The sequence below is a fragment of the Marivita sp. genome, from assembly GCF_020055635.1.
Taxonomy (GTDB): domain Bacteria; phylum Pseudomonadota; class Alphaproteobacteria; order Rhodobacterales; family Rhodobacteraceae; genus Marivita.
Genome location: NZ_JAIPUT010000001.1, coordinates 162,880 through 187,511, shown reverse-complemented (window position 1 = coordinate 187,511; position 24,632 = coordinate 162,880). Strand labels below are relative to the sequence as shown.

The 24,632-nt window shown below is 64.0% G+C and carries 21 protein-coding genes; 8 read left to right on the top strand and 13 right to left on the bottom strand.

Going from position 1 to position 24,632, the window contains the following annotated elements:
• Positions 1–3 precede the first annotated feature (3 nt).
• The 3 genes from LCF60_RS00825 to LCF60_RS00815 all read right to left on the bottom strand — a co-directional run bounded on the left by LCF60_RS00825 (position 4) and on the right by LCF60_RS00815 (position 4,001).
• On the bottom strand, positions 4–2,202 hold the full coding sequence (locus tag LCF60_RS00825) for a peptidoglycan -binding protein (protein WP_292289107.1): 2,199 nt from the start codon (positions 2,200–2,202) through the stop codon (positions 4–6).
• Between the two features lie 3 nt (positions 2,203–2,205).
• Positions 2,206–3,399 (bottom strand): biopolymer transporter ExbB, encoded by a 1,194-nt coding sequence (locus LCF60_RS00820; protein ID WP_292289106.1) that lies wholly within the window; start codon positions 3,397–3,399, stop codon positions 2,206–2,208.
• Between the two features lie 71 nt (positions 3,400–3,470).
• On the bottom strand, positions 3,471–4,001 hold the full coding sequence (locus LCF60_RS00815; RefSeq protein WP_292289105.1) for a gamma-glutamylcyclotransferase: 531 nt from the start codon (positions 3,999–4,001) through the stop codon (positions 3,471–3,473).
• Between the two features lie 65 nt (positions 4,002–4,066).
• Here LCF60_RS00815 and LCF60_RS00810 point away from each other — a divergent pair, with 65 nt between their 5' ends.
• The 4 genes from LCF60_RS00810 (at position 4,067) to LCF60_RS00795 (ending at position 9,650) form a co-directional block, all read left to right on the top strand.
• Positions 4,067–5,044 carry a DUF2125 domain-containing protein gene (locus LCF60_RS00810; protein ID WP_292289104.1) on the top strand — a complete coding sequence of 326 codons (978 nt, stop codon included), beginning with the start codon at positions 4,067–4,069 and terminating at the stop codon, positions 5,042–5,044.
• Positions 5,045–5,099: 55 nt separating this feature from the next.
• Positions 5,100–6,374, top strand: a complete 1,275-nt coding sequence (locus tag LCF60_RS00805) for an acetylornithine deacetylase/succinyl-diaminopimelate desuccinylase family protein (RefSeq protein WP_292289103.1) — start codon at positions 5,100–5,102, stop codon at positions 6,372–6,374.
• Between the two features lie 186 nt (positions 6,375–6,560).
• Positions 6,561–8,036, top strand: coding sequence for an ABC transporter substrate-binding protein (locus tag LCF60_RS00800; RefSeq protein WP_292289102.1), 1,476 nt, complete (start codon positions 6,561–6,563; stop codon positions 8,034–8,036).
• A 153-nt stretch (positions 8,037–8,189) separates the two neighbouring features.
• Positions 8,190–9,650 carry a PLP-dependent aminotransferase family protein gene (locus tag LCF60_RS00795; protein ID WP_292289101.1) on the top strand — a complete coding sequence of 487 codons (1,461 nt, stop codon included), beginning with the start codon at positions 8,190–8,192 and terminating at the stop codon, positions 9,648–9,650.
• On the opposite strand, the gene LCF60_RS00790 is transcribed toward LCF60_RS00795, so the two are convergent.
• A complete protein-coding gene (locus LCF60_RS00790; RefSeq protein WP_292289172.1) occupies positions 9,643–10,689 on the bottom strand; it encodes an FAD-binding oxidoreductase in 1,047 nt (348 codons plus the stop codon). The genes LCF60_RS00795 and LCF60_RS00790 overlap by 8 nt on opposite strands.
• A 54-nt stretch (positions 10,690–10,743) precedes the next feature.
• Between LCF60_RS00790 and mnmD the strand changes: the two genes are divergently transcribed.
• Together mnmD and LCF60_RS00780 are read left to right on the top strand one after the other, a co-directional pair.
• Positions 10,744–11,418, top strand: a complete 675-nt coding sequence (gene mnmD / locus LCF60_RS00785; RefSeq protein ID WP_292289100.1) for a tRNA (5-methylaminomethyl-2-thiouridine)(34)-methyltransferase MnmD — start codon at positions 10,744–10,746, stop codon at positions 11,416–11,418.
• A 1-nt stretch (position 11,419) separates the two neighbouring features.
• On the top strand, positions 11,420–12,286 hold the full coding sequence (locus LCF60_RS00780; RefSeq protein WP_292289099.1) for a DMT family transporter: 867 nt from the start codon (positions 11,420–11,422) through the stop codon (positions 12,284–12,286).
• Here the strand turns inward: LCF60_RS00780 and LCF60_RS00775 are convergent.
• Entirely contained in the window at positions 12,251–14,215 is a 1,965-nt protein-coding gene (locus LCF60_RS00775; RefSeq protein ID WP_292289098.1) for a lytic transglycosylase domain-containing protein, read from the bottom strand. The two genes, LCF60_RS00780 and LCF60_RS00775, sit on opposite strands and share 36 nt — an antisense overlap.
• 130 nt (positions 14,216–14,345) lie before the next feature.
• Here LCF60_RS00775 and dapA point away from each other — a divergent pair, with 130 nt between their 5' ends.
• Complete coding sequence (gene dapA / locus LCF60_RS00770) at positions 14,346–15,221, top strand: 4-hydroxy-tetrahydrodipicolinate synthase (protein WP_292289097.1); 876 nt, start codon at positions 14,346–14,348, stop codon at positions 15,219–15,221.
• A 113-nt stretch (positions 15,222–15,334) separates the two neighbouring features.
• On the opposite strand, the gene LCF60_RS00765 is transcribed toward dapA, so the two are convergent.
• The 7 genes from LCF60_RS00765 to LCF60_RS00735 all read right to left on the bottom strand — a co-directional run bounded on the left by LCF60_RS00765 (position 15,335) and on the right by LCF60_RS00735 (position 23,926).
• Positions 15,335–16,642 (bottom strand): pitrilysin family protein, encoded by a 1,308-nt coding sequence (locus LCF60_RS00765; RefSeq protein WP_292289096.1) that lies wholly within the window; start codon positions 16,640–16,642, stop codon positions 15,335–15,337.
• Entirely contained in the window at positions 16,639–17,982 is a 1,344-nt protein-coding gene (locus LCF60_RS00760) for a pitrilysin family protein (RefSeq protein ID WP_292289095.1), read from the bottom strand. Before LCF60_RS00760 ends, LCF60_RS00765 begins: the two co-directional genes overlap by 4 nt.
• Before the next feature lie 114 nt (positions 17,983–18,096).
• Positions 18,097–18,591 (bottom strand): DUF3035 domain-containing protein, encoded by a 495-nt coding sequence (locus LCF60_RS00755; protein ID WP_292289094.1) that lies wholly within the window; start codon positions 18,589–18,591, stop codon positions 18,097–18,099.
• 92 nt (positions 18,592–18,683) lie between these two features.
• Complete coding sequence (gene lspA, locus LCF60_RS00750; RefSeq protein WP_292289093.1) at positions 18,684–19,154, bottom strand: signal peptidase II; 471 nt, start codon at positions 19,152–19,154, stop codon at positions 18,684–18,686.
• Between the two features lie 45 nt (positions 19,155–19,199).
• Positions 19,200–20,789 carry a bifunctional phosphoribosylaminoimidazolecarboxamide formyltransferase/IMP cyclohydrolase gene (gene purH / locus LCF60_RS00745; protein ID WP_292289092.1) on the bottom strand — a complete coding sequence of 530 codons (1,590 nt, stop codon included), beginning with the start codon at positions 20,787–20,789 and terminating at the stop codon, positions 19,200–19,202.
• A gap of 22 nt (positions 20,790–20,811) precedes the next feature.
• The gene (locus LCF60_RS00740) at positions 20,812–22,560 is read right to left on the bottom strand and encodes a heparinase II/III family protein (RefSeq protein WP_292289091.1); all 1,749 of its coding nucleotides are present in this window, start codon (positions 22,558–22,560) and stop codon (positions 20,812–20,814) included.
• A gap of 85 nt (positions 22,561–22,645) precedes the next feature.
• Positions 22,646–23,926: an RsmB/NOP family class I SAM-dependent RNA methyltransferase gene (locus tag LCF60_RS00735; protein WP_292289090.1), complete on the bottom strand. Its 1,281-nt coding sequence runs from the start codon at positions 23,924–23,926 to the stop codon at positions 22,646–22,648.
• Between the two features lie 79 nt (positions 23,927–24,005).
• Here LCF60_RS00735 and LCF60_RS00730 point away from each other — a divergent pair, with 79 nt between their 5' ends.
• A complete protein-coding gene (locus LCF60_RS00730; protein WP_292289089.1) occupies positions 24,006–24,188 on the top strand; it encodes a DUF1674 domain-containing protein in 183 nt (60 codons plus the stop codon).
• Positions 24,189–24,200: 12 nt separating this feature from the next.
• Here the strand turns inward: LCF60_RS00730 and LCF60_RS00725 are convergent, their stop codons facing one another.
• The gene (locus LCF60_RS00725) at positions 24,201–24,563 is read right to left on the bottom strand and encodes a dihydrodipicolinate reductase (protein ID WP_292289088.1); all 363 of its coding nucleotides are present in this window, start codon (positions 24,561–24,563) and stop codon (positions 24,201–24,203) included.
• Positions 24,564–24,632: the final 69 nt, after the last annotated feature.

Below are 24,632 nucleotides of genomic sequence, written 5' to 3'. Positions count from 1 at the left end.
CGCTTACTGCTCGGTCAGCTTCAACTCGATCCGCCGGTTCTGTGCCCGGGCTTCGGCTGTGTCAGCGGTGTTCACCGGCTGGTATTCTCCGAACCCGTTGGCCGAGAGCCGCTGCGGCGGGATCTCCAGCTCTTCGATCATGTAGCGCACCACCGAAAGCGCCCGCGCCTGCGACAGTTCCCAGTTGTCGGCATAGACCCCCTGGCCCGAAAGCGGCAGGTTGTCGGTATGCCCGTCGACGCGGATGATCCAGTTGATCCCGGCGGGAATGTCCTCGGCCACATCGCGCAGGATTTCCGCAACGTTGGCGATCTGCGCGCGGCCTCCCGGCGACAGCCCGGCCTCGGCAGGCGGGAAGAGCACCTCGGACGAAAACACGAACCGGTCCCCTTCGATGCGCACGCCTTCCCGGTTGCCCAGGACTTCCCGCAGGCGGCCAAAGAACTCGGACCGATAACGTTCGAGATCCTGGTTTTGACCGGCCAGCCGTTGCCTTTCCTCCTCCAGGCGCTGCCGCTCTTCCTCGAGCCGTTGGCGTTCGGCCTCCTCAAGCTGCCGCCGCCGCCGTTCCTCTGACGCAACCCGCGCCAGCGCGGAGTTCAACTCGCTGCCCAGGCTCTCCAACTGGATCTGCGCTTCCACATCCTTTGCTGCGGCTTCGTCCAGAAGCCCCTGCAAGGATGACAATTGTCTGCGCAGCGCGCCAACCTGCTGGTTCAGCAGTTCCGTCTGCTGCTGCGCCTCGCTGGCACGTTGTGTCTCCTCTTCCAACCTCTCCCGCGCCTGCTCAAGCAGAACACGCCGTTGCTCCGCATCGGACAGGCGGTCCTGGAGGGCGGTCTCTGCCGCCACCTGCGCTGCCAATGCGGCCGCAAGCTGGTCGCGCGTCTCGTCCAGCGTCGCTTCGGTCGAGTTTTGCTGCGCCAGGGCTGCGGCCAGTCGTTGCTCCAGGGTCTGCTCGGTCTCGGTCCGCGCCGCCGCGTCTGCCTGAGCCTCGGCCAAAGCCTGACGCAGCGCCTCTAACGACGCCTGCATCTCGGCGGTGGTCTGTTCGGATTCGGTCAGGTCGGCGGAAAGGTTGGCGTTCTCGGCGCGCAAGTCTTCTAGCCGCGCTTCCAGCGCATCGGCCTCGGAAACGCGGCTCAAGGCGGCGGACAATTGCGCCTCCAGCGACGACAATGTGGATTGATCGACCGCTGCCCCATCGAGTTCGGACTGCAGCCCTTCGATCCGGTCGGCCTGTGCATCCAGCCGCGCCTGCAAGGCCGACGCTGTTTCTTCGCCTTCAAGCAAAGCCGCCGCCAGCCGTGCGTTCAGATCGTCCTCGGCGTCACGCGCCGCAGCCAGCAAGGTCAGCGTTTCCTCCGCCCGCGCACGCTGCTCTTCGAGCGCCATGGTCATCGCGGTCAGCTCGGCATCCGCGTTTTCCAAACGTTCGCGCAAGGCCTCGGCCGCCGCGGCTTCGGCGAGCTTGGCGGCTTCCTCTTCGCTCAGTTCCGTTTCGAGCGTATCGACCTGTGCGGTCAGCGAACTGACCTGCTCCGTCGCCTCGGCGTTATCGGCGCGCAGATCGGCAACCAGTGCCTCGAGCGCCTCGCGCCGTGCCGCTGCCAAGCGCGCCGCTTCGGCCTGTTCGTCGACTTCGCTGCGGGCCGTTGCAAGCGCCAGGTTCAGCGCATCCTGCTCCGACATCAACCGCTCTTGAGCCGCCTCCAGATCCGCGACCTGGACCCGCGCGGTATCGCGTTCCGAAAGCAGTGTGTCCGCCCGATCCCGCGCGGTATCGCGTTCGGCCAAGAGGCCCGCCACCTGTTCCTCGAAAGACGCGATCCGCGCATCCGCCGCGTCGAGCGCAGCCGCCTGCCGGTCGCGCGTGGCCGACAGCGACTCGATGATCGCCTCCTGTTCGGTCAGCCGCGCCTGGGTGTCTTCCAGCGTCGCATTCAGCGCGCCGAGCTGGTTGGTCAGCGATGTGGAGCGCTGCTGCTCGAGCCCCAGCGCACGGGCCAGTTCGGCGATCTCGGAGGACAGCGAGTTGAGTTCGTTTTCCTGCCCGGTGATGGTATCGCGCAGCACCGCCTGCACCACCATGAAGATGGTCAGAACGAACATCAGCACCAGCAGAAGTCCGGTCATTGCATCCACGAACCCGGGCCAGATCGAGGCCTGGAACCGGGATCCGGTGCGCCGCGACAGAGCCATGGCCTAGCCCTCGCCCTTCTTGTCGCTGGGGCGGCCAGCGCTGCGGGCCATGCGCTCCAGCGCGCGTCCGATCGTGGACAGATCGGTTCGCAACTCGGCCATGGTTTCCTGACGCCCCGCCGCCACCTCTTCGAGGATGCGCAGCATCTGAACGTCGATCGACCTCAGCCGCATGCGGCTTTCCGCATCCAGGCCCTCATTCTCGGACTTCTGCGTCAGCACGTCGATCAGGCGATCCTGGCTGTCGGCAATGCGCGCAAAGGCGGTGGCACTCGGGGCTGTGGCCTCCATGCGTTCGGTCATCCGCTCGAGCGAGTCGCTCAGCTGACCAAGCCGGTATTCCACCTCGGACCGGCCCTCTTCGGATCGCGCGAACAGAAGCTGCATCGCCTCCATCTGCTCGACAAGCTGATCCAGCACGACACCGGTCATCCCCATGTCGCCGCCGCCATCGGCCTCGCCACTGGCAAAACCCAGCTTGGTGATCGAGCTCAGCCATTCCTCAAGCTCGCGGTAGAACCGGTTCTGCCCGTGCCCGGCGAACAGTTCGAGCAATCCAACCACCAGCGACCCGGCCAGCCCCAGCAGGGAAGACGCAAAGGCGACCCCCATGCCAGACAGCTGGTTGTCCATCCCGTCCATGAGCCGGGCGAACACCTCGACGCCGCTTTCGCCGTCTTCGGGCGCCAAGCCGCGGATCGTATCGACAAGCGCCGGGACCGTGGTGGCCAGACCGTAGAACGTGCCCAGAAGGCCGAGAAAAATCAGCAAATTGACGATATACCGCGTGATCTCGCGCGCTTCGTCGATCCGCGTCGCAACGGAATCAAGGATCGACCGGGTCGAGGCCGTGTTGATCTGCATGCGACGGCCACGCGATTTCAAGAGCGTGGCCAACGGGGCCAGCAGAAGCGGGGCCTTGCTCTGGACGCCGCGCTCGCGCTCCTGGGCGAATTGCTCGATCCAGCGGACGGACTGGATCAGCTGCCAGACCTGCCAGAAACAGGCCAGCACCCCGATCACGAACACAAAGCCAATGAACCCATTGAGATAGGGGTTCGCCTCGAACACGGGCAAGACCCGCGGCAACGCCAGAAATCCCCCGAACCCCGTAAGGCCCAGGACAAGCAGCATCATCAGCACCTGTCGAACAGGCTGGGAGAAATGTGGCTCGGCCTCGATGTCCGGCTGATCCATTCGGACAGTTCCTGACGCGTTTCTTTTTCTTCGCAGGCACACTAGGCGGTTCGCCGCCAATCGCCAAGCCGTTAAGCGATCAAGCTGCGCACACGGGCACAGAGCCAGTCGAGTTCCGCATCCGGAATGCCCAGTTCCGACAGATGTGCCGCGGTATTGAACAGGTATTCGCTGTTCGGTCCGCGCCCGCCGATGGCCGTTGCGATGATCTGCGCCTGTTCCTCAAGTTCCAGCGAACCGCAATATTGCACATGTTCCGGGTCGATCACATAGGTCACCGCCGTGACGTCGCGCCCATCGGCAAGTCTCAGCGGCAGCGTCTTTTCCAGATAGGCCGACGACACCAGTTCCCGTTCGCGCAGATACGCCATGGTGGCGTCCAGTTCGGCTTCTTGCATCAGCATCGCCAAGCCGTCGCAGGTGCTTCCGAGCTGCGCATCAAGGGCCAGCACGAGGCCGGGCTTGTCATCGGTGCCCCGGTGATGGATCGACCGCATGCAGAAACTGCGCGCATAGCCTTCCAGCCGCGCATGCGCGGTCTCGACCGGGGTAAAGCCCGGGTTCCACAAAAGCGATCCGTATCCGAACACCCAAAGTGTCATGCTGCTGGTCCTGTTGTCATGGGCGCGGTAAACACCAAAGGCGCGGCAGAAAAAAGGGGGGCGCGGTGAAACGTTTGCTGGTTGTGATCATCGTGGCGGCGCTGGCCTATGGCGGATGGTGGTTCTATGCCGCGCACGCCATGCGCACCGAGACCGCGGCCTGGTTTGCTGACCAGCGCGCCAAGGGCTGGCAGGCCGATTATGCCGACCTGACCGTGCGCGGATTTCCGAACCGGACCGATCTGACGATCACCGAGCCGGTCCTGATTTCGCCCGACGGATCGCTCGGGTGGCGCGCGCCATTTTTCCAGGTGCTTGGCCTGAGCTACCGGCAGGGTCATGTGATCGTGGCATGGCCGGATACCCAGACGATCACAACCCCTGCTGGCGAGACCACGGTGACGTCGGACGGCCTGCGCGCCAGCGTCATCCATGACGACGATGCGCTGGTGCGCAGCAATGTCGAAGCGGCGGTTCTCAACATCACCGGCCCCGACCAAGCGGTCGCAATGGCCGAGGTCAACGCAGCCCTGCAAAGAATCGACCTGTCGCAGTCCAGCTACCGTCTGGCGGTATCGGTCGGCAGCATCGCCGCAACGACACCGCGGGTGTCCGCCGATATCGGCCCCGACTCGCTCGGCTCCCTGCGCGCTCAGATGAACGTCACGTTCGAGGACCCGCTGACACTCGACGGCCTGGCCGACCCGACGCCCCGCCTTCGCTCGGTGGACCTGACCCGGTCCGAGATCAGCTACGGGCCCGTGACGTTCCAGGTGACGGGCGCTGCAACATTCGATGACCAGGGGCGCGCCACCGGCGAAATCGATATCGCGGCGGACAACTGGCGCGAGGGTCTTGAGGCTGCCCGGCAAAACGGCGACCTGCCTGCCGAAATGGTCGATCTCCTGGCCGAAATGCTCTCCATGCTCGCCATGTTCAACGGAACGCGGGACAGTCTCGATGTGACCCTGGGTCTTGAGCGGGGCACAGTGCTGCTGGGCCCGGTCCCGGTCGGAAAACTGCCGCCGCTATCGTGGCGCTGAGCCTTGCAAACCCTGCCGCACGCCGCGACACTGGGCCGAAAACACGAGGTGACTCATGGGCGACGGGCTCTTCCAACGGATTGATGACGCGCGCGATGATCTGATCGGACTGACGCAGGAACTGATCCGCATCCCGACGCTGAATCCGCCGGGCGAAAACTATGCCGCGATCTGCGACCTGCTGGATGCGCGGCTGACCCGATCGGGTTTCGAGACCACCTGGGTCCGGGCCGAAGGCGCCCCCGGCGACAGCGACCGCTATCCCCGTTGGAACCTGGTGGCCCGCCACGACGGCGCCCGCCCCGGTCCCTGCGTTCATTTCAACGCGCATACCGATGTGGTCGAGGTCGGCCATGGGTGGACCCGCGATCCGTTCAAGGCCGCGGTGGAAGGTGACAGGATCTACGGGCGCGGCGCCTGTGACATGAAAGGCGGCCTCGCCGCCTCGATCATCGCCGCCGAAGCGTTCATCGCCCAGCATCCGGACTATGCCGGCGCCATCGAGATCAGCGGCACCGCAGACGAAGAATCCGGCGGTTATGGCGGTGTCGCCCATCTGGCCGAACAGGGCTGGTTCGCGCCTGACCGCGTGCAGCACGTGATCATCCCGGAACCGCTGAACAAGGACCGCATCTGCCTGGGTCATCGCGGTGGCTGGTGGGCCGAGATCGAAACCAAAGGCGAGATCGCCCATGGCTCCATGCCCTTTCTCGGCGATTGCGCGGTCCGCCACATGGGTGCCGTGCTGCAAGCCTTCGAGGATTCGCTGTTTCCCGCCATGGCGTCGCGTTGGACCGAGATGCCCGTGGTCCCCGAAGGCGCGCGCCAATCGACCATGAACATCAACTCGGTGCATGGCGGCCAGCACGAGCAGGCCACCGACTATACCGGCCTGCCCGCCCATTGCGTGCCCGACAGCTGCCGCATCGTCATCGACCGCCGCTTCCTGATGGAAGAACCCATCGACGCGGTCCGGCAAGAGGTGATCGACCTGCTCGAAGACCTCAAGGCGCGGCGTGAAAACTTCGACTACGAAATCCGCGAGATCAACCGCGTGATCCCGTCGATGACCGACAAGACCGCGGCCATCGTCACCACCGTGCATGACGCCATCCGCGATGTGCTGGGCCATGACCCGACCTATGTGGCGTCACCCGGCAGCTACGACCAGAAACATATCGACCGGATCGGCAAGCTGAAAAACTGCATCGCCTACGGACCCGGTGTGCTGGAACTTGCGCATAAACCGGATGAATGGATCGGCATCACCGACATGCTCGACAGCGCCAAGGTCATGGGCCGCGCGCTCGAAACCTTGCTGCTGCCCTAGGCTTCTCTGGTTCATAAATATCCCGGACCGCGCGAGGGATTGGACGATGTTCGTCATGTGCTCACGCACCTTGGGCAATGCTCCTCGCTCCGACCCGAGTCAAACGCGCATCCCGCGACCGAAAAGCAGAGACTTGATCACGGCGGGTTTTGCCCTGACACTCCTTCCGACAACTGGAGGGATACCATGACCGCTCATTTTCTTCGCGGGGCCGCCTTGGCCGCGCTGCTGACGACGCCTGCACTGGCGCAGCAAACCGACCTCACCATCGCGCTGCAACTTGAACCGCCACATCTCGATCCGACCAGTGCCGCCGCGGGCGCAATCGACTCGGTGCTCTATGCCAACGTGTTCGAAGGCCTGACGCGCTTCATGTCGGATGGCTCGGTTGTGGCCGGCCTCGCCGAAAGCTGGGACATCAGCGAAGACGGCACCACCTACACCTTCACCCTGCGCGATGGCGTGACCTTTCATGACGGCACCACGATGGACGCCGAAGACGTCAAGTTCAGCCTCGACCGCGCCCGCGCCGAAGACAGCGCGAACGCGCAGAAGGCGCTTTTCGAAGGCATCGAAGAGGTGACGGTCCTCGACCCGACCACGGTCGAGGTGCAACTTTCCGCGCCCGATGGCAATTTCCTCTTCAACATGGCCTGGGGCGACGCGGTGATCGTGGCACCCGAAAGCATCGAGGGCATCAAGCAGACGCCGATTGGCACCGGCCCTTTCACCTTCGAGGAATGGGTGCAGGGCGACCGGATCGAGCTTGCCCGCAATCCCGATTATTGGGGTGACGCGCCCGCGCTCGAAGGCGCCACTTTCAAGTTCATCTCCGATCCCACCGCCGCCTTCGCCGCCATGATGGCACAGGATATCGACGCCTTCGCGGGTTTCCCGGCGCCGGAAAACCTGCCCCAGTTCGAAGCCGATCCGCGCTTCCAGGTGCTTGTCGGATCGACCGAGGGCGAAACGATCCTTGCGATGAACAACAAGCAACCGCCCTTCGACAATTTGCTGGTGCGTCAGGCCGTGTCCCATGCCATCGACCGCCAGACGATCATCGACGGCGCGATGTTCGGTCTTGGCACCCCGATCGGCACACATTTCGCACCGCACAATCCCGATTACGTCGATCTGACCGGGCAATCCGCCCATGATGTCGAAACCGCCAGAGCGCTGCTGGCCGAGGCCGGTTTTGCCGACGGCTTCACCACGACGCTCAAGCTGCCCCCGCCCTCCTATGCCCGGCGCGGCGGCGAGATCATCGCGGCGCAGCTGCGCGCCGTGGGTATCGAGACCGAGATCACCAATCTCGAATGGGCCCAGTGGCTCGAGGAAGTGTTCCGCGGCAAGGATTTCGGCCTGACCATCGTCAGCCATACCGAACCCTTCGACATCGGAATCTATGCGCGTCCGGATTATTATTTCCAGTATGACAATCCGGAGTTCCAGGACCTGATGTCCACGCTGGGAGAGACCAGCGATCCGGCGGCGCGATCCGATCTCATCGCACAGGCCCAGAAGATGATCGCAGATGATTACGTCAACGGCTACCTGTTCCAGCTGGCGTTCCCCACCGTGGCGGATGCGCGGATCGAGGGGCTTTGGCAGAACGCTCCGACCCAGGCGACGGACCTGACTGGCGTGCGCTGGTCCGAGTAGGGGCGCAAGCGGTTTCGAAACCGCTTTCTAAACGCGATTTCGAAATCGCGTTCCAAAGGTCTTTCGAAAGACCTTCAACCAAGCCGCTTCGAAGCGGCTTGGCGCAGGTAAGACCAGATTGCCAAGCGCATAAGTCCAGCCTAGGCTCACCCGATGGCAATTCCGGTCGAAACCTTCTTTCTCAAGCCCGACACCAAGGGCACGTTGCAATCGCGAATCCAGCAGATGGTGGCCGAGGGCATCCTGTCGGGACGGTTCCGGCGCGGTGAAAAGCTGCCCTCGACCCGAAGCCTGGCGCAGCATCTCGGGGTCAGCCGGATCACCGTGACGCTGGCCTATACCGAACTGCTTGCAAACGACTTTCTCAGCTCGAAAGGCCGTTCCGGGTATTTTGTGTCCCCCGACGCGCCAGAGCCCCCCCGCTTCGAAAAATCCGCCCAGCGCGAAGACGCGGTCGATTGGACACGGGCGCTGGGGCAAAGATTTACCGGTGGCGCGACATTGGTCAAACCGACGGATTGGGCGCAGTATCGCTATCCGTTTCTCTATGGCCAGACCGATCCGCAGCTTTTCGACCATGCCAATTGGCGGCAATGCGCGTTGCAGGCCCTGGGCGCGCGGGATTTCGCCGCGCTGACGCGCGATTACTACGACCAGGATGATCCTCAGCTGGTGGAATTCCTTCTGCGGCATACCCTGCCCCGGCGGGGCATCACGGCCAACCCCGAGGAAGTCCTGATCACCATGGGCGCGCAGAATGCGCTCTGGATGACATCGCAGGTTCTGCTGACCCAACGGCGCAAGGCCGTGATCGAAAACCCCTGCTACCCGGCGCTGCGTGATGTCCTTACGCGGTCTCGCTGCCATCTGAGCGCCGTCGACGTCGACGAAGACGGCTTGCCCCCCGGCGATATTCCCGAAACCACCGACGTGATCTTCACGACACCCAGCCATCAATGCCCCACCTCTCACACCATGCCCTTGGCACGGCGGCAGGCGTTGCTGGATCGCGCGCGGGACTTGAACGCGCTCATTGTCGAAGACGATTACGAATTCGAGCTGGCCTACCTGAAGCCACCGATGCCGGCCCTCAAGAGTCTCGATGCAGATGGACGGGTGATCTACGTAGGCAGCTTTTCCAAATCGCTCTTCCCTGGTCTGCGCCTTGGCTACCTCGTGGGGTCCGCGCCCTTCATCCGTGAGGCGCGCGCGCTCAGGGCATCCGTCCTGCGCCACCCTCCGGGTCTGACCCAGCGCACCACAGCCTATTTCCTCAGTCTCGGGCATTACGACAGCCTGATCCGCAGAATCGGCAAAGCCCTGCATGACCGGCGCGTGATCATGGAACACGCGATCGGCAAGCACGGTCTCAGCCTCGCCGGCAAAGGCACCCATGGCGGATCGAGCTTCTGGATGCGCGCGCCCGAACATGTCGATTGCGAGGATCTCGCCCAAAGGCTGCGCGCCTCGAGCGTGCTTATCGAACCGGGCACCGCGTTCTTTGCCGACCGGACCCCGCCGCGCAATTTCTACCGGCTTGCCTACAGTTCGATCCAGCAGGCACGCATCGACCCGGGTGTCGCCGAAATCGCCAGGTCGATCGACGCTACATAGACGCCTCGACGCGAAAGCCCTCGGGGATGCCGTCGTTCCCGTCCAGCACGAGATCCGCCATGACCTCGGCCACCTTGGGCGCCATGCCAAAGCCGATCTTGAACCCGCCATTGGCGATGAAATGTCCGTCGCGGCCCGGCCACGCGCCCAGCATCGGCGCACGGGACCGGGCACGGGGGCGCACCCCGGCCCAGCGGTCCACCACCGACGCCTCCGCCAGAACCGGCATCGCGGCAACAGCCCGGGCGATCAGGTCATCGCACTGCCCGTCCAGCCCGTCAGGCGTGTCGAATTCCCGTTCGCTGGTCGATCCGATGGCAACCGTGCCATTGGCATGGGGGATGATGTGCAACCCGTCGACAAACACCTGCGGCACCGGCCCTGCGTCATGGGCCAGCGCCGCCGATTGTCCCTTGATCCCGGCCCCGATGGATTTGCCGACCTGCTCGGACACCTCCAGCAACCCGCGCCAGCCCGTGGCCCAGATCACTGAGCCGCGATCCGGGGCTTCTGGAACAACCTCGACACCCTTTGCCTGCAAAGCGGCGACCAAAGCCGCGCATGCCTGGCGCGGATGCATGCGCGCCGTCAGCGTATCGCGGATCAGGTAACCGCTTGGCGAGTACGGAGCGAAATCCCCGGCCTCCTTGGCGCGGATCACCTCCCACACCGCGTGCCCCTGCCACAGGTCTCTTGCGCCCTTGGTCCGTGCCAGTGCCAAGGCCAAGCCGTGATCATCGGCAATCGGCTGCAACCGCCCGGTCCGCGCATAACCCGGATCACCGCCCCCCGCCGCCTGCACATCCGTCCAGAAGGCTTCGGCCATCAGCAGGCTGTCGAGCTGAAACGCTTTCTTGTCATTCCAGTTTTCCGGCACATGCGGCGCCAGAGCGCCCACGAGCCCTCCGCTGGACCCGGACCCCGCGCCATGGGGATCGACCACCTGAACCCGCGCGCCACGTCGGGTCAGGACCCACGCGATGCTGAGGCCGAAAATTCCGGCTCCGCGCACGGTGATGTCGGGTGCGATTTCGGGCATTGCCATTCCGGTTACTCCTCGCCAAGGTCGCCGCCGTCGCTAAGGTATGTCATCATGGAACTCCAGACGGAACCGCTCGACTGGCGCGACGGGGACGTTCCCGTCTCCCGCCGGTTCGACGATCCCTATTTTTCGCTCGACAACGGGCTGGCCGAAACGCGCCACGTGTTTCTGGCGGGCAACGACCTGCCCGCACGGTTCAGGGACGGGTTCCACATCGCAGAGCTGGGCTTCGGCACCGGGCTGAACCTCTTGGCGGCGCTCGACCTCTGGCGGTCCAGCGGGCAGACGGGCACGCTGCATTTCACAAGTTTCGAAGCGTTCCCCATGAATGCCAACGACATGATCCGCGCGCAACAGGCCTTCCCGGAGCTCAAACCCATCGCCGACGAGCTTGCTCCGTTCTGGGCCGACGGCGCCCGCCGGATCGCCCTGCCCGACCTGCGCTTCACCCTTGTCGAGGGCGATGCGCGCAAGACGCTGCACGGGCTGTCGCAACCGGTGGATGCGTGGTTCCTCGACGGCTTTTCGCCCGCCAAGAACCCCGAGCTGTGGGAGCCGGACCTCCTGGCCCTCGTTGGGCAGAAGACAGCCCCGAACGGCACCGCCGCCACCTATAGCGCTGCAGGCCACGTGCGCCGCGCGCTGGATGCGGCGGGCCTCATCACCACCCGCGTTCCCGGCTTTGGCCGTAAACGCCACATGACCCTCGCCCGGAAAGACGTCTGACATGACCGAGACCAACAACCGCCTGGGCATCTGGCTCATGGTGGCGACCACGTTCGTTTTCGCCCTTCAGGACGGGCTGTCACAACACCTGGCCAGCGCATACAACGTGTTGATGGTCGTGATGATCCGCTACTGGTTCTTTGCCGCCTTCGTCATGTTCGTCGCCAGCCGCCGCGCCGGGGGCCTGCGCGCCGCAGCCGCCACCACGCAACCGTGGCTGCAAGGCTTTCGCGGGCTTCTTCTGGCGGCCGAGATCTGCGTCATGGTGCTTGGTTTCACCTATCTGGGCCTTGTCGAAAGCCACGCGATCTTCGCCTGCTACCCGTTGCTCATCGCGGCTTTGTCGGGTCCGATCCTGGGCGAACAGGTGGGCTGGCGCCGCTGGACCGCGATCGGCGTGGGCTTCATCGGCATTCTGGTCATCCTGCAACCCGGCTTCGGCGTGTTCTCTCCGCTCGCCATCATCCCGACCATCGCCGCCTTCATGTTCGCGCTTTATGGCCTACTCACTCGCTACGCCGCTCGCAAGGACAGCGCCGCGACCAGTTTTTTCTGGACCGGCACGGTTGGCGCGGCCTTCATGACGGCGATCGGCATCTGGTTCTGGGAACCGATGATACCGCTCGACTGGGCCATGATGGCCATGCTTTGCGTCACGGGGGCCACCGGACACTACCTGCTGATCAAATGCTACGATGTGGCCGAAGCCAGCGCGGTGCAGCCCTTTGCCTATCTGCAACTGCCATTTGCTGCGAGCCTTGGCATCGTGATCTTCGGAGAAAGCATCCGGTCCAACGTGGTGATCGGTGCAGGCCTGATCGTCGGCGCGGGCCTATTCACCCTCTGGCGGCAGCGGCAGAAGGGTTGAGCCGACAAGCTCTTGCGAAAACGGCACCGGGTGCGGATTGCGCCCCAAACGCGCGCGGTAGATCGGCAGGCTTTCGGCGACACGCATCACGTAATTCCGGGTTTCGGTGAAGGGGATGTGCTCGATCCAGTCGATGACATCCATCTCGCCTTGCCGGGGATCGCCGCGTTCCTCCATCCAGCGTGCCGGCCTGCTGGGTCCGGCGTTGTAACCCGCCGCGATCATCACCGGGTTGCCGTTGAACTGTGCCGCCAGCCGTTCCAGATAGGCCGCTCCCAGCACGGCGTTATAGACCGGATCGCCAAGCAGCCGGGTTTCGGAATACTCCACGTTCAGCCATCCGGCGACCTCTTGCGCGGTCCGAGGCATCACCTGCATCAGGCCACGTGCACCGACGGGCGACACGACCCGGGGGTCGAACTCGGATTCCCGCCGCGCGATGGCGAGCACAAGCTCGGTCGGGACAGGATGCGCTACCTCGGCCAGCGGGTGCAGCGCGTAGTAGGGCGCATGAACTTCGTGGCCATATTGGGCCGCGCGCTTGCCCAGCATCACCTGCACATGCGGCAGCCTCAGATGATCGAGCATCTGGCCCATCTGCCCGATCTGCGTCCGGTCCAGCGATTCCGCCAAGTGTGTCAGGAACCGTTCGGCCAGCACCGGCTCTTCGGCATCCAGCAACAGGATCGCCGCGGTAAAGACCGACGACCGCGTGAACGGCGCATCGCGCCAATCCGGAAACGACTCGTCCCCCGCAAGACGCGGATCGGGCGGAATGTCCCCGGCCTCGGCGGCCAGCAATCCATAGAACGTCGTCTGGTACTGGCCGCCGAACGCATAGGCCTGCGCCGCGGCGTCGGAATTGCCCGCAGCCTCTTGCGCGCGGCCCAGCCAATACCCGGCGCGGCCCAGCGAAATCGGTGTTTCCACGCCGCCGCGCAAGGCCCGGAAATGACCTGCGGCGCGCTCTGGTTCCTCCAGGAACCGCAGCGACAGGTATCCCGACAACCATTCCAGATCGGCAAAGGCGGACCCTTCGTCAAGGTGATGCGACGAGGCGATGTCGTAGGCCACATGGTGTTGCCCCGCCCGCATCAGTTGCCGCACTAGGTCGTCGCGTTGCCGCGCCCAGATATCGGGCCGACCCAGAGACCCGGGCGAAGTCGACCGCGCCAGAAGCAGTTCGATCGCGTCGTCAGTCCGGTTGCGGCGGGCGCGCCAGGCAAACCGCTCGTAGGCAAGCCCGGCATCGGCCCCGAGGTTTCCCGGAACCGCCTCGATCAGCACGTCGACACCGGGTGCGTCGGATCGCAGCGCCATGCGCGCCTGGGCCAGGGCCTGCCAGCCTTCATCCACGAGGGGCAGCATGGCGCGGGCGTTCTGTGCATATCCACGCCAAAGCATCGCGTCCAACCGCGCAGAATGGTGCGGCCGCAACACCTCGCCATAGGTCTCGAGGAAAGCCGCCTGTTCTTCGGCCGTCAGGCTCAGGGTCTGCCACGCTTGCAGGACCACCGCATTCGCCGCTTCGCGATCATCCGCCGTCAGGAACGCACGCGCCAGCGACAGCGCCCCCGCCCCGGTTTCTGGAACGTGATCGGCATAGAAGGCGCGGATGTCTTCCGCCGAGGCCGAGGTCATCGCGGCTTCGCTCTTTTCACGAAGGTAAGGAAGGCCCGGCCAATCCGGATTGCGCGTCAGAAAATCCTGAACCTCGCGCGGTGATCCCTGGCCGGCCCGCAGGTAATGCCACAGGATCACGTCCAGCGCCGCCTGCCCGTCTCCCCGCGCCTCGATCTGGGCAGCGGCCCAGTTGCCTTGCCGCATGAGGTCCATCGCACGTTCGAGCGGCCGGTCCCCGCCTTGCGCCAGCACAGCCATAGGCAGGCCAAGCAGAACCATCGTCAGGATCGCGATACGCCGAAACATGACTTGCATTTTCCCCACTGAAACAGGATAGACCGCACGTCAAAAGGATAACTCGTGCCGTGTGGTGTTCAACTCACATTCGCGACACGGGCGCAACGGCAAGTCTGCCGACAACCAAAGGAGCGTGACGATGTTCAAAGGGTCGATGCCTGCACTGGTCACACCGTTCAAGAACGGTGCAGTGGATTTTGACACGCTCAAACAGTTGGTCGACTGGCATGTGGATCAGGGAAGCCACGGGCTGGTCCCGGTTGGCACCACGGGCGAAAGTCCGACCCTGACCCATACCGAACACGAGGAGGTTGTCTCCTTCGTGGTCGAAGCCGCCGCTGGCCGCATCCCGGTGATCGCCGGGGCCGGATCGAACAATACCGACGAAGCCATCCGCTTTCTCCAGCACGCCGAGAAGGCCGGTGCGCAGGCGGGTCTTGTGGTGACGCCCTATTACAACAAGCCGACGCAGGACGGGCTGATCCGGCACTTCACCATGCTGCACGATGCCTGCGACCTGCCGATCATAATCTACAACATTCCCGGTCGGTCGGTTGTCGACATGCTGCCGCTCACGATGGGTGAACTGGCCAAGCTGCCGCGCATCATCGGCGTCAAGGACGCCACCGGCGACCTCGCCCGCGTCTGTGCGCAGCGCCGGACCTGCGGCAAGGAATTCGTGCAGCTTTCGGGCGAAGACGCCACCGCACACGGCTTCAACGCGCAAGGCGGTGTGGGCATGATCTCGGTCACCGCAAATGTCGCCCCGGCATTGTGCGCGCAGATGCAGGAGGCCACCTTGGCCGGAGATTACATGACCGCGCTGGAATTGCAGGATCGCCTGATGCCGCTCCATCACAGCATCTTTGTCGAACCCGGCCTCTGCGGCGCGAAATACGCGATGAGCCGCCTTGGCCTGTGCAACGAGGACATGCGCCCGCCGCTGTTCCCGGTGTCGCAGCCGACCCGCGACCTGATCGACAACGGCCTGCGTCATGCGGGCCTGTTGAACTAGACGGACCTTGGCTTCGAAAAGAGTGTCGGTGACATACTCTCAGACAGTCACCGAACCGACAAAGGCCGTGCTGGATCGTCAGCACGGCCTTGCTTTTTCCGACAGTGGAAACTTTAGGACTCCAACCCTTCCGGCTGACCCACCACGACAAAGCGCAGCGCCTCGGGTTTGAGAATTCGGGCCGCGACGCGCTTGATGTCTTCCAGCGTGATCGCCTCGATCTTGTCGTTGCGCGTGTTCACGTAGTCCACCGGCAAATCATCCATCTGCATGCCGACGAGGATGTTCGCGATTGGCCCGTTCCCATCAAAGCGCAACGGATACGCCCCGGTCAGGTAGGTCTTGGCGCTGTCCAGTTCTTCCTGGGTCACGCCATTTTCGGCCATCTTCGCCCACTCGTCGCGGATCACGTCGATCGCCTCTGCGATCCGGTCATTGGCGCTCGATACGCGGCCCAGGTAAAGCTCCGCGTGATCCTTGGGCACAAGATAGCTGTAGACGCCATAGGTCAGGCCGCGCTTTTCACGCACCTCTTCCATCAGCCGCGCCTCAAACCCGCCACCGCCCAGGATTTCGTTCAGCACATAGGCGGCAAAGAAATCCGGATCGTCGCGCGCGATGCCTTCGTGTCCGAAGATCGCCACCGATTGCGGCACGTCGAAAGGCACGACGGTCACGCCCGCTTCGGTCTCGACATCCACATCCGCAGGCTGCGGCGCACCGGTCTCGGGCAGATCGGCCAGCAGCTTGTCCAACACCTCGGCCAGTTCTTCCGCCGAAATGTCGCCCGCGGCACCGACATGCACCCGGTCGCGGGCCAACGCCCCCTGATGGGCCGCAAGAAGGTCCTCGCGGGTCAACGCGGCCAGGCTTTCCTCGGTGCCTTCGATCGAAGATCCGTAGGGATGGTCGCCGAACACCATCTGGTCGAATTGCTCGCCAACGATGCTGTCGGGGTCCTGTGCGTCGGACCGGATCGAGGACACGATCTGCGCCTTCACCCGGTCGATGGCGGTCTGATCGAAGCGCGGTTGGGTGATCGCGTCGCGCAGCAGCGCCAGCGCCTCGTCCTGGTTTTCGGTCAGGAACCGGGCCGAGATCGACACCGCGTCATCGCCCACATCGAACTCAAAACTTGCCGCCAGCGCCTCGGCGCGTTCGGCGAATTCGCGCGACTCCAGGTCGCCTGCGCCTTCTTCGAGAAGCCCGACCATCAGGTTCGTCGCGCCGCGCTTGCCCGGCGCGTCAAGCGACGCCCCGCCCTTGAAGCGCAACTCCAGTGCGACGAAAGGGATCGACTCTTCTTCGACCAGCCAGGCGTCGATGCCACCGGGGCTGGTGACTTCGGTGATGTCGATTTCCGCCCGCAGCGGAACCGCTGCCAGCATCATGAAAGCGGCCAGGGCACCAAGAAACTTCATTGTGTCACCTCTTCCGCCGTACGCAGGAACCCTGTCACGGCATTGTCCCGGTCAAACACCTCTTCCGCAGCGGCGATGATCTCTTCCGGTGTGATGGATTGCAGGATCTCCGGCCACGCATGCACATCCTCGACCGTCAGCCCCGATGTCAGGGCCGCGCCATAGCGACGGGCCAGCGAATTGGAGCTGTCCAGCTCGTAGACCTGCGACGCACGCAACTGGAACTTGATCCGGTCGAGCTGTTCGGGATCGACGCCGTTTTCAAGAAATTCAGCGACGATGCGGTCCATGTCCGCCTCGGCCTCTTCCAGGCTGACGCCCTCGGCCGGCACGTTCACGATCCCGAAGGTCGTGTCATCAAGCGACAGGCCGCTGTAGAACGCCCCCGCATACACGGCGCGCTTTTCTTCGAACTGAAGCTTCTGCGGCAGAACGGATGTCTGCGATCCGCCCAGAACTTCGGCCAGCAGGGTCAGCGCAGCCGCGGCCCGCTGGTCTCCGGAATCGCGCTCCGGTGCCAGGTAGGTCCGCATCACGTAGGGCTGGGCCACGCGCGGATCCTCGAACGACAGCCGACGTTCGGCCATCTGCGGCGGTTCGGACGGGCGTTCGCGCTCCGGCAAGGCCTCGTTGCGGGGAATCGGTCCGTAATGCTGCTGTGCAAGCGCCAGAACCTCGTCCGGCATGACGTCACCCGCGACTACGAGCACCGCGTTGTTGGGCGAGTAGAACTGTTCGTAATACGCCATCGCGTCGTCGAGATCGAGGTCCACCATCTCGTGCCGCCACCCGATGATCGGTGTGCCGTAGGGATGGTTGAGGTACTGCGCCGCCATGCGCTGTTCGCGGAACAGGGCACCGGGATCATTCTCGACCCGCTGGTTGCGTTCCTCGATGATCACATCGCGTTCGGTCAGAATATCTTCGCGGTCCAGCTGGATGTTCTTCATCCGGTCCGCTTCCATCTCCATCATCAGGCCGAGCCGGTCTGCCGCGACACGCTGGAAATAGCCGGTGTAATCGAAGCTGGTAAAGGCGTTGTCGGTGCCACCATTGGCCTTGACGATCTCGCTGAACTCGCCGGGTTCAAGCTTTTCGGTCCCCTTGAACAGCAGGTGTTCCAGGAAATGCGCGACGCCGGACACACCCGGCGTTTCATCGGCGGACCCGGCCCGGTACCACAGCATGTGCACCGCGGCGGGCGCGCGGTGATCTTCGATGACCACAACATCCATGCCGTTATCAAGCTGGAATGTGGTGACCTTGTCTTCGATTGTATCGGCGCTGAGGGACGTGGCAGCAATCACGCAAACCCCGACCAGAGCCATGAGACGATGCATCGGCAAATCTCCTTGCTTTTGAGGTAAGGTACGATGCGCCACCCCAAGTTCAAGCCGCTCAACAGTTTCGTGAGCGGCCCTTGGGTAAAATGGGCGAAGATATCCCGGAAACGGCTATTCCGGCGGTGCGGACGGGGTCAGCGCCCCGGCCCGGCGCGCCGCCTCGAGCGAGGCATAGGGATCAAGCGTCTGCGGCCGGTAGATGCGGTTGTAGGTATCCTCGGGGACAAGCCGCCAGTTGAAGAGCGACCGGCGTTCCCGGAACGCCTGATCGGCCACGGCCAGATCCTCGCGGATGTCCGGCTGACGGCCGAAACGCGACACCTGCGCGACCAGCGCCTGGTCACCCGCGCCGATACCCGGCTGCGGGTCGAGCCGCGACGGCGCGCCGCCCAGAGCCGCGACAGCGTCCTTCAGCGGAGTCTGGTCCGTGCGGTTTTCCCCGCCGGGTGTCGGTTGAGGCAATTGCGCAAGGGTTTCCGGAACCTCGAGCGGCTTTGGCGGCACGATCGCGAATTCCTCGGGCGTGCCCGACGGATTGCGCAATTGGCGCAGGTTTGTGTCACGATCGACCGTATCCTGACGCGTCCCGCATGCGGTCAGCGCCATCAGTGCCAGTATCAAAAGTGCGCGCGGCATCATTGGGTCTGCCCGCCTCCGTATTCGCCTCACACCTGCTTTAACGCATCCGGCCGCGCCCGTCACGAGGCGTTTTTGCCCGAGGAAAACAACGCCAGCCCGATGGCCCCGAAAAATACCGAGATATCGGCCACGTTGAACGCATACGGGTTGTCGATGCCGCAACAGGACATGTTCAGAAAGTCCGCGACCGCGCCATAAAGCAGACGGTCCACCACGTTGCCCAGAGCGCCTCCGATCAACAACCCCGCGAAGACAAGCCCGGTGCGCCCCGGCGGATCGCGGCGCATCCAGACAAGCACGAAGAGCACGATCCCCAGAGCGACCGAGATCAGTATCCAGCGTGTCCAGTCCGCGTGCCCCGACAGCAGCCCGAAATTGATGCCGGTGTTCCACGCCATGCGAAAGTTCAGGTAAGGCGGGAAAACGTCGATCGCACCAACGCGGGCAAGCTCCATCACGTGCACGACCCACCACTTGGTGAGCTGATCGATCACAAACACCGCTGCTGCGACGATGGCCACCAGACGCATGTTGTCTCCCTTGCCCTGCTCCGGAATTTTGCCGGATGGTCAAATTCAGTGCCGGAAATGGCGCATCCCGGTGAGAACCATCGCAAGCCCTGCCTCATCGGCGGCCTTGATCACCTCGTCATCGCGCATCGACCCACCCGGCTGGATCACGCAGGAGGCACCCGCAGCGGCGGCCTCCATCAGGCCGTCGGCAAAGGGGAAAAACGCATCCGACGCCACGGCACTGCCCTTGGTGAGCGGTTCCGGCAGGCCAAGCGCCTCGGCCATGCGTTCGGCCTTCCTGGCCGCGATCAACGCGGAATCAAGGCGGCTCATCTGCCCGGCGCCGACACCCACCGTCGCGCCATCCTTGACATAGACGATGGCGTTGGACTTGACGTGTTTCGCCACCGTCCAGGCGAACAGCAGATCCTTCATTTGGTCGTCGGTGGGGGCAATCTTGGTCACGACCTCGAGGTCCTCGACCTCAAGACGTCCGTTGTCGCGGTCCTGCACCAGAAGGCCCCCGGAGACCTGCTTCCAGACCGTGCCGGGCGCCTTCGTATTCGCCAGGCCGGGGGCCATCAGAAGACGCAGGTTTTTCTTGCGCGCAAAGACATCCTTGGCGTCCTGATGCGCGCCGGGGGCGATGACGACCTCGGTAAAGATCTCGGCAATCGCCTCGGCGGTTTCTCCGTCCAGCGTCGAGTTCAGCGCGACGATTCCGCCGAAAGCCGAAGTGCGGTCACAGTCGAAGGCCTTCTGATACGCCTCTTTCAGGGTCCGGCCCGTCGCCACGCCGCAGGGGTTGGCGTGTTTGATGATGGCACAGGCAAAGCCGTGGCGCGGCAGGAATTCCGACACCAGTTCGAAGGCCGCATCTGTGTCGTTGATGTTGTTGTAGCTGAGGTCCTTGCCCTGCACCTGCTCGGCCATGGCGATGCCCGGACGGTTGGAGCCGTCGGTGTAGAAAGCCGCCGTCTGGTGCGGGTTTTCGCCATACCGCAGGGGTTGCGCCAGCGTTCCGGCAAAGACCCGACGGCGCGGAGTCTGTTCGCCGATGGCGCCGGCCATCCAGGTGCTCACCGCTGCGTCATACGCCCCGGTGCGGGCATAGGCGATCTGAGCCAGACGCTGCCGAAAGGCCAGCGTGGTCTGGCCGTCATTCTCGTCCAGTTCGGCCAGCAGCGCGTCGTAATCCTCGACATCCACAACCGTGCTCACAAAGGCATGGTTCTTGGCTGCGGCGCGAATCATCGCAGGGCCACCGATGTCGATGTTTTCAATGCAGGTGTCATAATCGGCACCCTTGGCGACGGTTTCCTCGAACGGGTAGAGGTTGACCACCAGCAGGTCGATTGCCTTGATGTCATGCTCGAACATCGCCGCCACGTGATCGTCATTGTCGCGCAGGGCCAGCAAACCGCCATGCACCATCGGGTGCAGCGTCTTGACCCGGCCATCCATCATTTCCGGAAAGCCGGTCACCTCGGCCACGTCCCGGACCGGGATACCGGCGTCACGCAGGGTCTTGGCCGATCCGCCGGTGGACAGCAGTTCCACGCCCCGCGCATCAAGCGCCTTGGCGAGATCGACAAGTCCGGTCTTGTCCGAGACAGACAAAAGCGCACGGCGAAGAGGGGCAAGGTTGGTCATGGCAGCGATAGGTCCCAGATGTTCAGTTCAGCAGCGTTGCGTCGTCCTGAACAAGGTCCCGCACCGCGATGGCGGTGTCCTGAGCCTTCGCCAGAGACCAGCGAACGCGGGTCGCATACTCCATCGCGCGGCCAGTTAAAACGATCTGTTTCGTCGCGCGCGGCCGAAGACGGCCTTTTTCAAGATAAACCGACGGCTCAAGCGCAAGTTCGCAAAACCCGTCAAAGCGGAAAACCCAGATTTCCCCACTGCGCAGCGCCATCGATACCGCCGCGCCATTCATGTCGATGGCCGCATCGACCTCGGGGTGAAGATGGAACCGGATGTCGAACGGCACGCCCGACAAGCGGCTTTGCTCGATCTTCTGGTCAAAACGCGCTTCATTGGCGTTGTCGAGCGCGACCAGAAGATCCTCACCGACGATCCCCCGGCCGTCGAAGGTGAGTTCCAGGATACGCGCATGCGTCAGCCCGTGGGTCCTGATGTAGCCGTCATGGCCGCCCTCGAACCGGACGCCATCGGTCACGCGGGACATTTCCACCGGTACCCCCTTGGGCACATCGTCGAGCAATTCCCGTTCGATCGGCCCCCGGCGCGACGTCGCACCCAGCCGCGAACTCGAATAGCCATCCAGGCACAGGGTCGAATGCGACGGCGTTGCTCGCCCGGCCCGGCGCCAGTCTTCGCCGAAAGTCGCGCCCGATCCGCAATTGACGATCAGGGGCCGTCGACCGGAGGTGAGTTCGAACGCCAGGGTCGAAGCATGCGCGTTGAAGCTCGCCGGGCCGTTCGGCGGGGCAGCCGCGTCGATGATCATCGTGGTGCGTCCAGCAGACAGGCGGGCATAGCCCATGGCAAGATCCTGGGCCGCATGCGCCTTGATCCCGGCCGCCGCCAGCGCCAGGTCCAGCCGTCCCTCGGCGCCACGTCCACCGCCGTGGAACCGCGCCAGCCCGCCATCGGCATGCCGCAGGGCGCGAAGCGTCGGGATGATCTTCGAAATGGCCTGAACATGCGCCCGATCCGGAGCCCGTTCGACATCGTGCAGCGCATCGCGCGCCCAGATCAGAAGCGTGCAGACCTCAAGCAATTCCTCGGGATTGCGCGTCGGGATGCCCCCCGCATCGGAGATCTGGCGCACACATTCCTGTCCCAGCGCCTTGACTGCGGGATCGGCCTGCGACTCCATCCCTTGCAGGGACAGGCCCGCAGAGATCAGCCCCGTCAGCGCCTCGAACCGGGGCAGGCCCGGCGGCGAAGAATTCCAGCGGCGGTTGAGAAAGATGGTCTGCTGCGCGATTGACCGGAAGAAGGCACGCGACTGCTCTGGTGTACAGCCGCCCAGAACGAAGATGGCATGGTGCAACCAGCGCATCACCCGTCGCCCGGCCAGCTCTGGCGTCCAGCCCGGACCGCTGCCGTTGCCGTACCGGTCAATCCATTCGAACAGCCAGGATTGCGCGACCTTGCGCGCCGCCGGGTCACCGACGCTCGCCATGTCGTCGAGCCAGACAAACCCGTGGATCTCTTCAAGGAACGCGTCATCTGGCGGCGTGATGTCCCACAGGATGGCGCCCGGAGCCTCGACCAGGTGACCGGCGAACAAAAGGTTGCCGGCGGTCAACTGCCGACCACGGGCATATTGCCCGACGGTGCGTGGCTCTGGGGTTCCGACAAAGGCGGTTGCAGGTTTGACGCGCGTAGAAAGCCGTGCATGCACACGGTTCAATATCCGGGTCTGCGCCCGCGTTACGGCGTCCAGTCGGAACATCAGCTCTGCCTCTGGCTTGCGTTTGCACAAGCGTTCTTATGCCGACATCATACCTTCGTGATCGCGTCGAGTCACGGCGCAATTGTCAGGCAGGCGCCAGGGGGCCCTTGCGTTGCAACACCGCCATGTAAAACCCGTCCATCCCGCCGATGTCAGACCAGTAATCGGGGCGCAGCCGCACGCCGCCTTCGGGGCTGATCCAATCCGGATCAAGGCCAGCGGCGCCGGGCGTTTGCAGGTCAAGATCGTCGCCTTGCGACAGCAGCCACTTGATCTGGTCCTCGCCCTCTTCGCGCAGCAGGCTGCAGGTGCAATAAACCAGCGTCCCGGACGGCGAAAGGAGTTGCACCGCACGGGTCAGCATCGCGCGTTGCAGTTTCACCAGGTCGTCGATGCCGGTCGGCGTCTTGACATATGGCAGGTCGGGATGCCGCCGGATCGTGCCGGTGGCCGAACAGGGGGCATCCAGCAGGATCGCATCAAACGGGCCCTCGTCGTAGCTCAGAGCATCGGCGACGACCGTCTTCGCGGGCAGCCCGGTTCGGGCCAGGTTTTCCCTCAGCCGCGTCATCCGCGCCTCGGAAATATCCAGCGCGGTGACATCGGCGCCTTTTGCGGCAAGCTGCATCGTCTTGCCACCGGGCGCGGCGCAGATGTCGAGCACGCGTTTGCCCGACACATCGCCAAGCAGTTGGACAGGCAAGGCCGCTGCCGCGTCCTGCACCCACCAGTCGCCGCTGTCGAACCCCGGCAATGCGGAAAGCTGCCCGCGTGCCGACAGACGGACAGACCCGGTGGAAAGCAGCGCCCCGTCGAGTTTCTCGGCCCAACCCGCCGCATCGGATTTGACCGACAGATCGACAGGCGGCGGCACGGCATGGGCGCGTTCGATCCGCGCCACGACCGGTTTGCTCCAGGCCTTCGCCAGCTTTGGGCGGAGCCATTTCGGCAACATCGTATCAGGTGCCTGCTCCCATGCGGACGCGTCCAAGGCGGTGATCTTGCGCAGAACCGCGTTGACCAGACCCTTCATCGGAGCGGTTTTCTTGTTGCGTCCGGCAAGTTTCACCGCCTCGTTCACCACGCCATGCGCGGCACCGCCAGTCATCAGCTCGACCGTGGCCATGCGCAGCAGATTCATCACCCGAAGCGGCGGTTGGCGTTGAAGGTTTGGGGTCAGCACATGATCCGCCCGCCCGAGATAGCGCAGCGTTTCGGAGACAAGCCGTTGCGCGGTGGCGCGTTCAGGCGGTGTCAGGTCTTGCCAGACCGGATCGCTGATCACGTCCGACAGCATGCGGCCTTCGCCGATGATCTGGCTGAGCCCGTCAAGGGCGACAAGGCGGGGTGAAGCGGGTGCGGGCAAAAAGAAATCCTGTAACGGGCCGGGGTTGTCCCGGACCGGAACGCGCGTATATCAAAGGCAAGAGATATGGAAGACCGCGATGAGTTCTGAGATACCCAACGACCTGCCCCCTGCCGCCCAGCGCGCCTTGGCCGAAGCCGAAGAGCGCCGCAAGAAGGCGGCTGCCCAACAGCCATTGCCCAAGGAATTGGGCGGCCGTGACGGGCTAGAGCCTGTACGCTATGGCGACTGGGAAAAGGGCGGTCTCGCGATCGACTTCTGATCGGCCAGATACTCAACGCAAACGGAAATCCGCGGAATCGCCCGCGCCCTGATCGGCGGTGAACCGCACCTCGCGGTCACTGGCGCGGACTTCCTGGCAATTGTAGCCCAGATCATCACCACCCCAGTTCAGTTCACGGCAGAAGAACCCGTCTCGCCATGTCCATGACCCGGTGACATCCCATGTCACGCCTCGGCCCGAGATCTGCCCATCCGGAAACACCATGAGGCTGACCAAGGGCCGTGACAGGGTCTTGCCCTGCACCAGCTGGACGAATTCCGCTTTACTGTCGATTCGCTTCAGCTCGGCAGCGGCGGCTTGCGGCAGCGCGAAACCAGCGATGAGCGCGGCGACGAGGGCAACACGGTTCGACATCTGATCCTCCGGTCATATCCATTGTCAAAGATACGCGACATATGCAGGATTGGATCAAACACCGCCCGT

Excerpts from the sequence above, each read along its gene's own strand:
- LCF60_RS00825 (WP_292289107.1), bottom strand. The coding sequence starts at position 2,202 with ATGGCTCTGTCGCGGCGCACCGGATCCCGGTTCCAGGCCTCGATCTGG.
- LCF60_RS00820 (WP_292289106.1), bottom strand. The coding sequence starts at position 3,399 with ATGGATCAGCCGGACATCGAGGCCGAGCCACATTTCTCCCAGCCTGTT.
- LCF60_RS00815 (WP_292289105.1), bottom strand. The coding sequence starts at position 4,001 with ATGACACTTTGGGTGTTCGGATACGGATCGCTTTTGTGGAACCCGGGC.
- LCF60_RS00805 (WP_292289103.1), top strand. The coding sequence starts at position 5,100 with ATGGGCGACGGGCTCTTCCAACGGATTGATGACGCGCGCGATGATCTG.
- LCF60_RS00800 (WP_292289102.1), top strand. The coding sequence starts at position 6,561 with ATGACCGCTCATTTTCTTCGCGGGGCCGCCTTGGCCGCGCTGCTGACG.
- LCF60_RS00795 (WP_292289101.1), top strand. The coding sequence starts at position 8,190 with ATGGCAATTCCGGTCGAAACCTTCTTTCTCAAGCCCGACACCAAGGGC.
- LCF60_RS00790 (WP_292289172.1), bottom strand. The coding sequence starts at position 10,689 with ATGCCCGAAATCGCACCCGACATCACCGTGCGCGGAGCCGGAATTTTC.
- mnmD (WP_292289100.1), top strand. The coding sequence starts at position 10,744 with ATGGAACTCCAGACGGAACCGCTCGACTGGCGCGACGGGGACGTTCCC.
- LCF60_RS00780 (WP_292289099.1), top strand. The coding sequence starts at position 11,420 with ATGACCGAGACCAACAACCGCCTGGGCATCTGGCTCATGGTGGCGACC.
- LCF60_RS00775 (WP_292289098.1), bottom strand. The coding sequence starts at position 14,215 with ATGTTTCGGCGTATCGCGATCCTGACGATGGTTCTGCTTGGCCTGCCT.
- dapA (WP_292289097.1), top strand. The coding sequence starts at position 14,346 with ATGTTCAAAGGGTCGATGCCTGCACTGGTCACACCGTTCAAGAACGGT.
- LCF60_RS00765 (WP_292289096.1), bottom strand. The coding sequence starts at position 16,642 with ATGAAGTTTCTTGGTGCCCTGGCCGCTTTCATGATGCTGGCAGCGGTT.
- LCF60_RS00760 (WP_292289095.1), bottom strand. The coding sequence starts at position 17,982 with ATGCATCGTCTCATGGCTCTGGTCGGGGTTTGCGTGATTGCTGCCACG.
- LCF60_RS00755 (WP_292289094.1), bottom strand. The coding sequence starts at position 18,591 with ATGGCGCTGACCGCATGCGGGACGCGTCAGGATACGGTCGATCGTGAC.
- lspA (WP_292289093.1), bottom strand. The coding sequence starts at position 19,154 with ATGCGTCTGGTGGCCATCGTCGCAGCAGCGGTGTTTGTGATCGATCAG.
- purH (WP_292289092.1), bottom strand. The coding sequence starts at position 20,789 with ATGACCAACCTTGCCCCTCTTCGCCGTGCGCTTTTGTCTGTCTCGGAC.
- LCF60_RS00740 (WP_292289091.1), bottom strand. The coding sequence starts at position 22,560 with ATGTTCCGACTGGACGCCGTAACGCGGGCGCAGACCCGGATATTGAAC.
- LCF60_RS00730 (WP_292289089.1), top strand. The coding sequence starts at position 24,006 with ATGAGTTCTGAGATACCCAACGACCTGCCCCCTGCCGCCCAGCGCGCC.
- LCF60_RS00725 (WP_292289088.1), bottom strand. The coding sequence starts at position 24,563 with ATGTCGAACCGTGTTGCCCTCGTCGCCGCGCTCATCGCTGGTTTCGCG.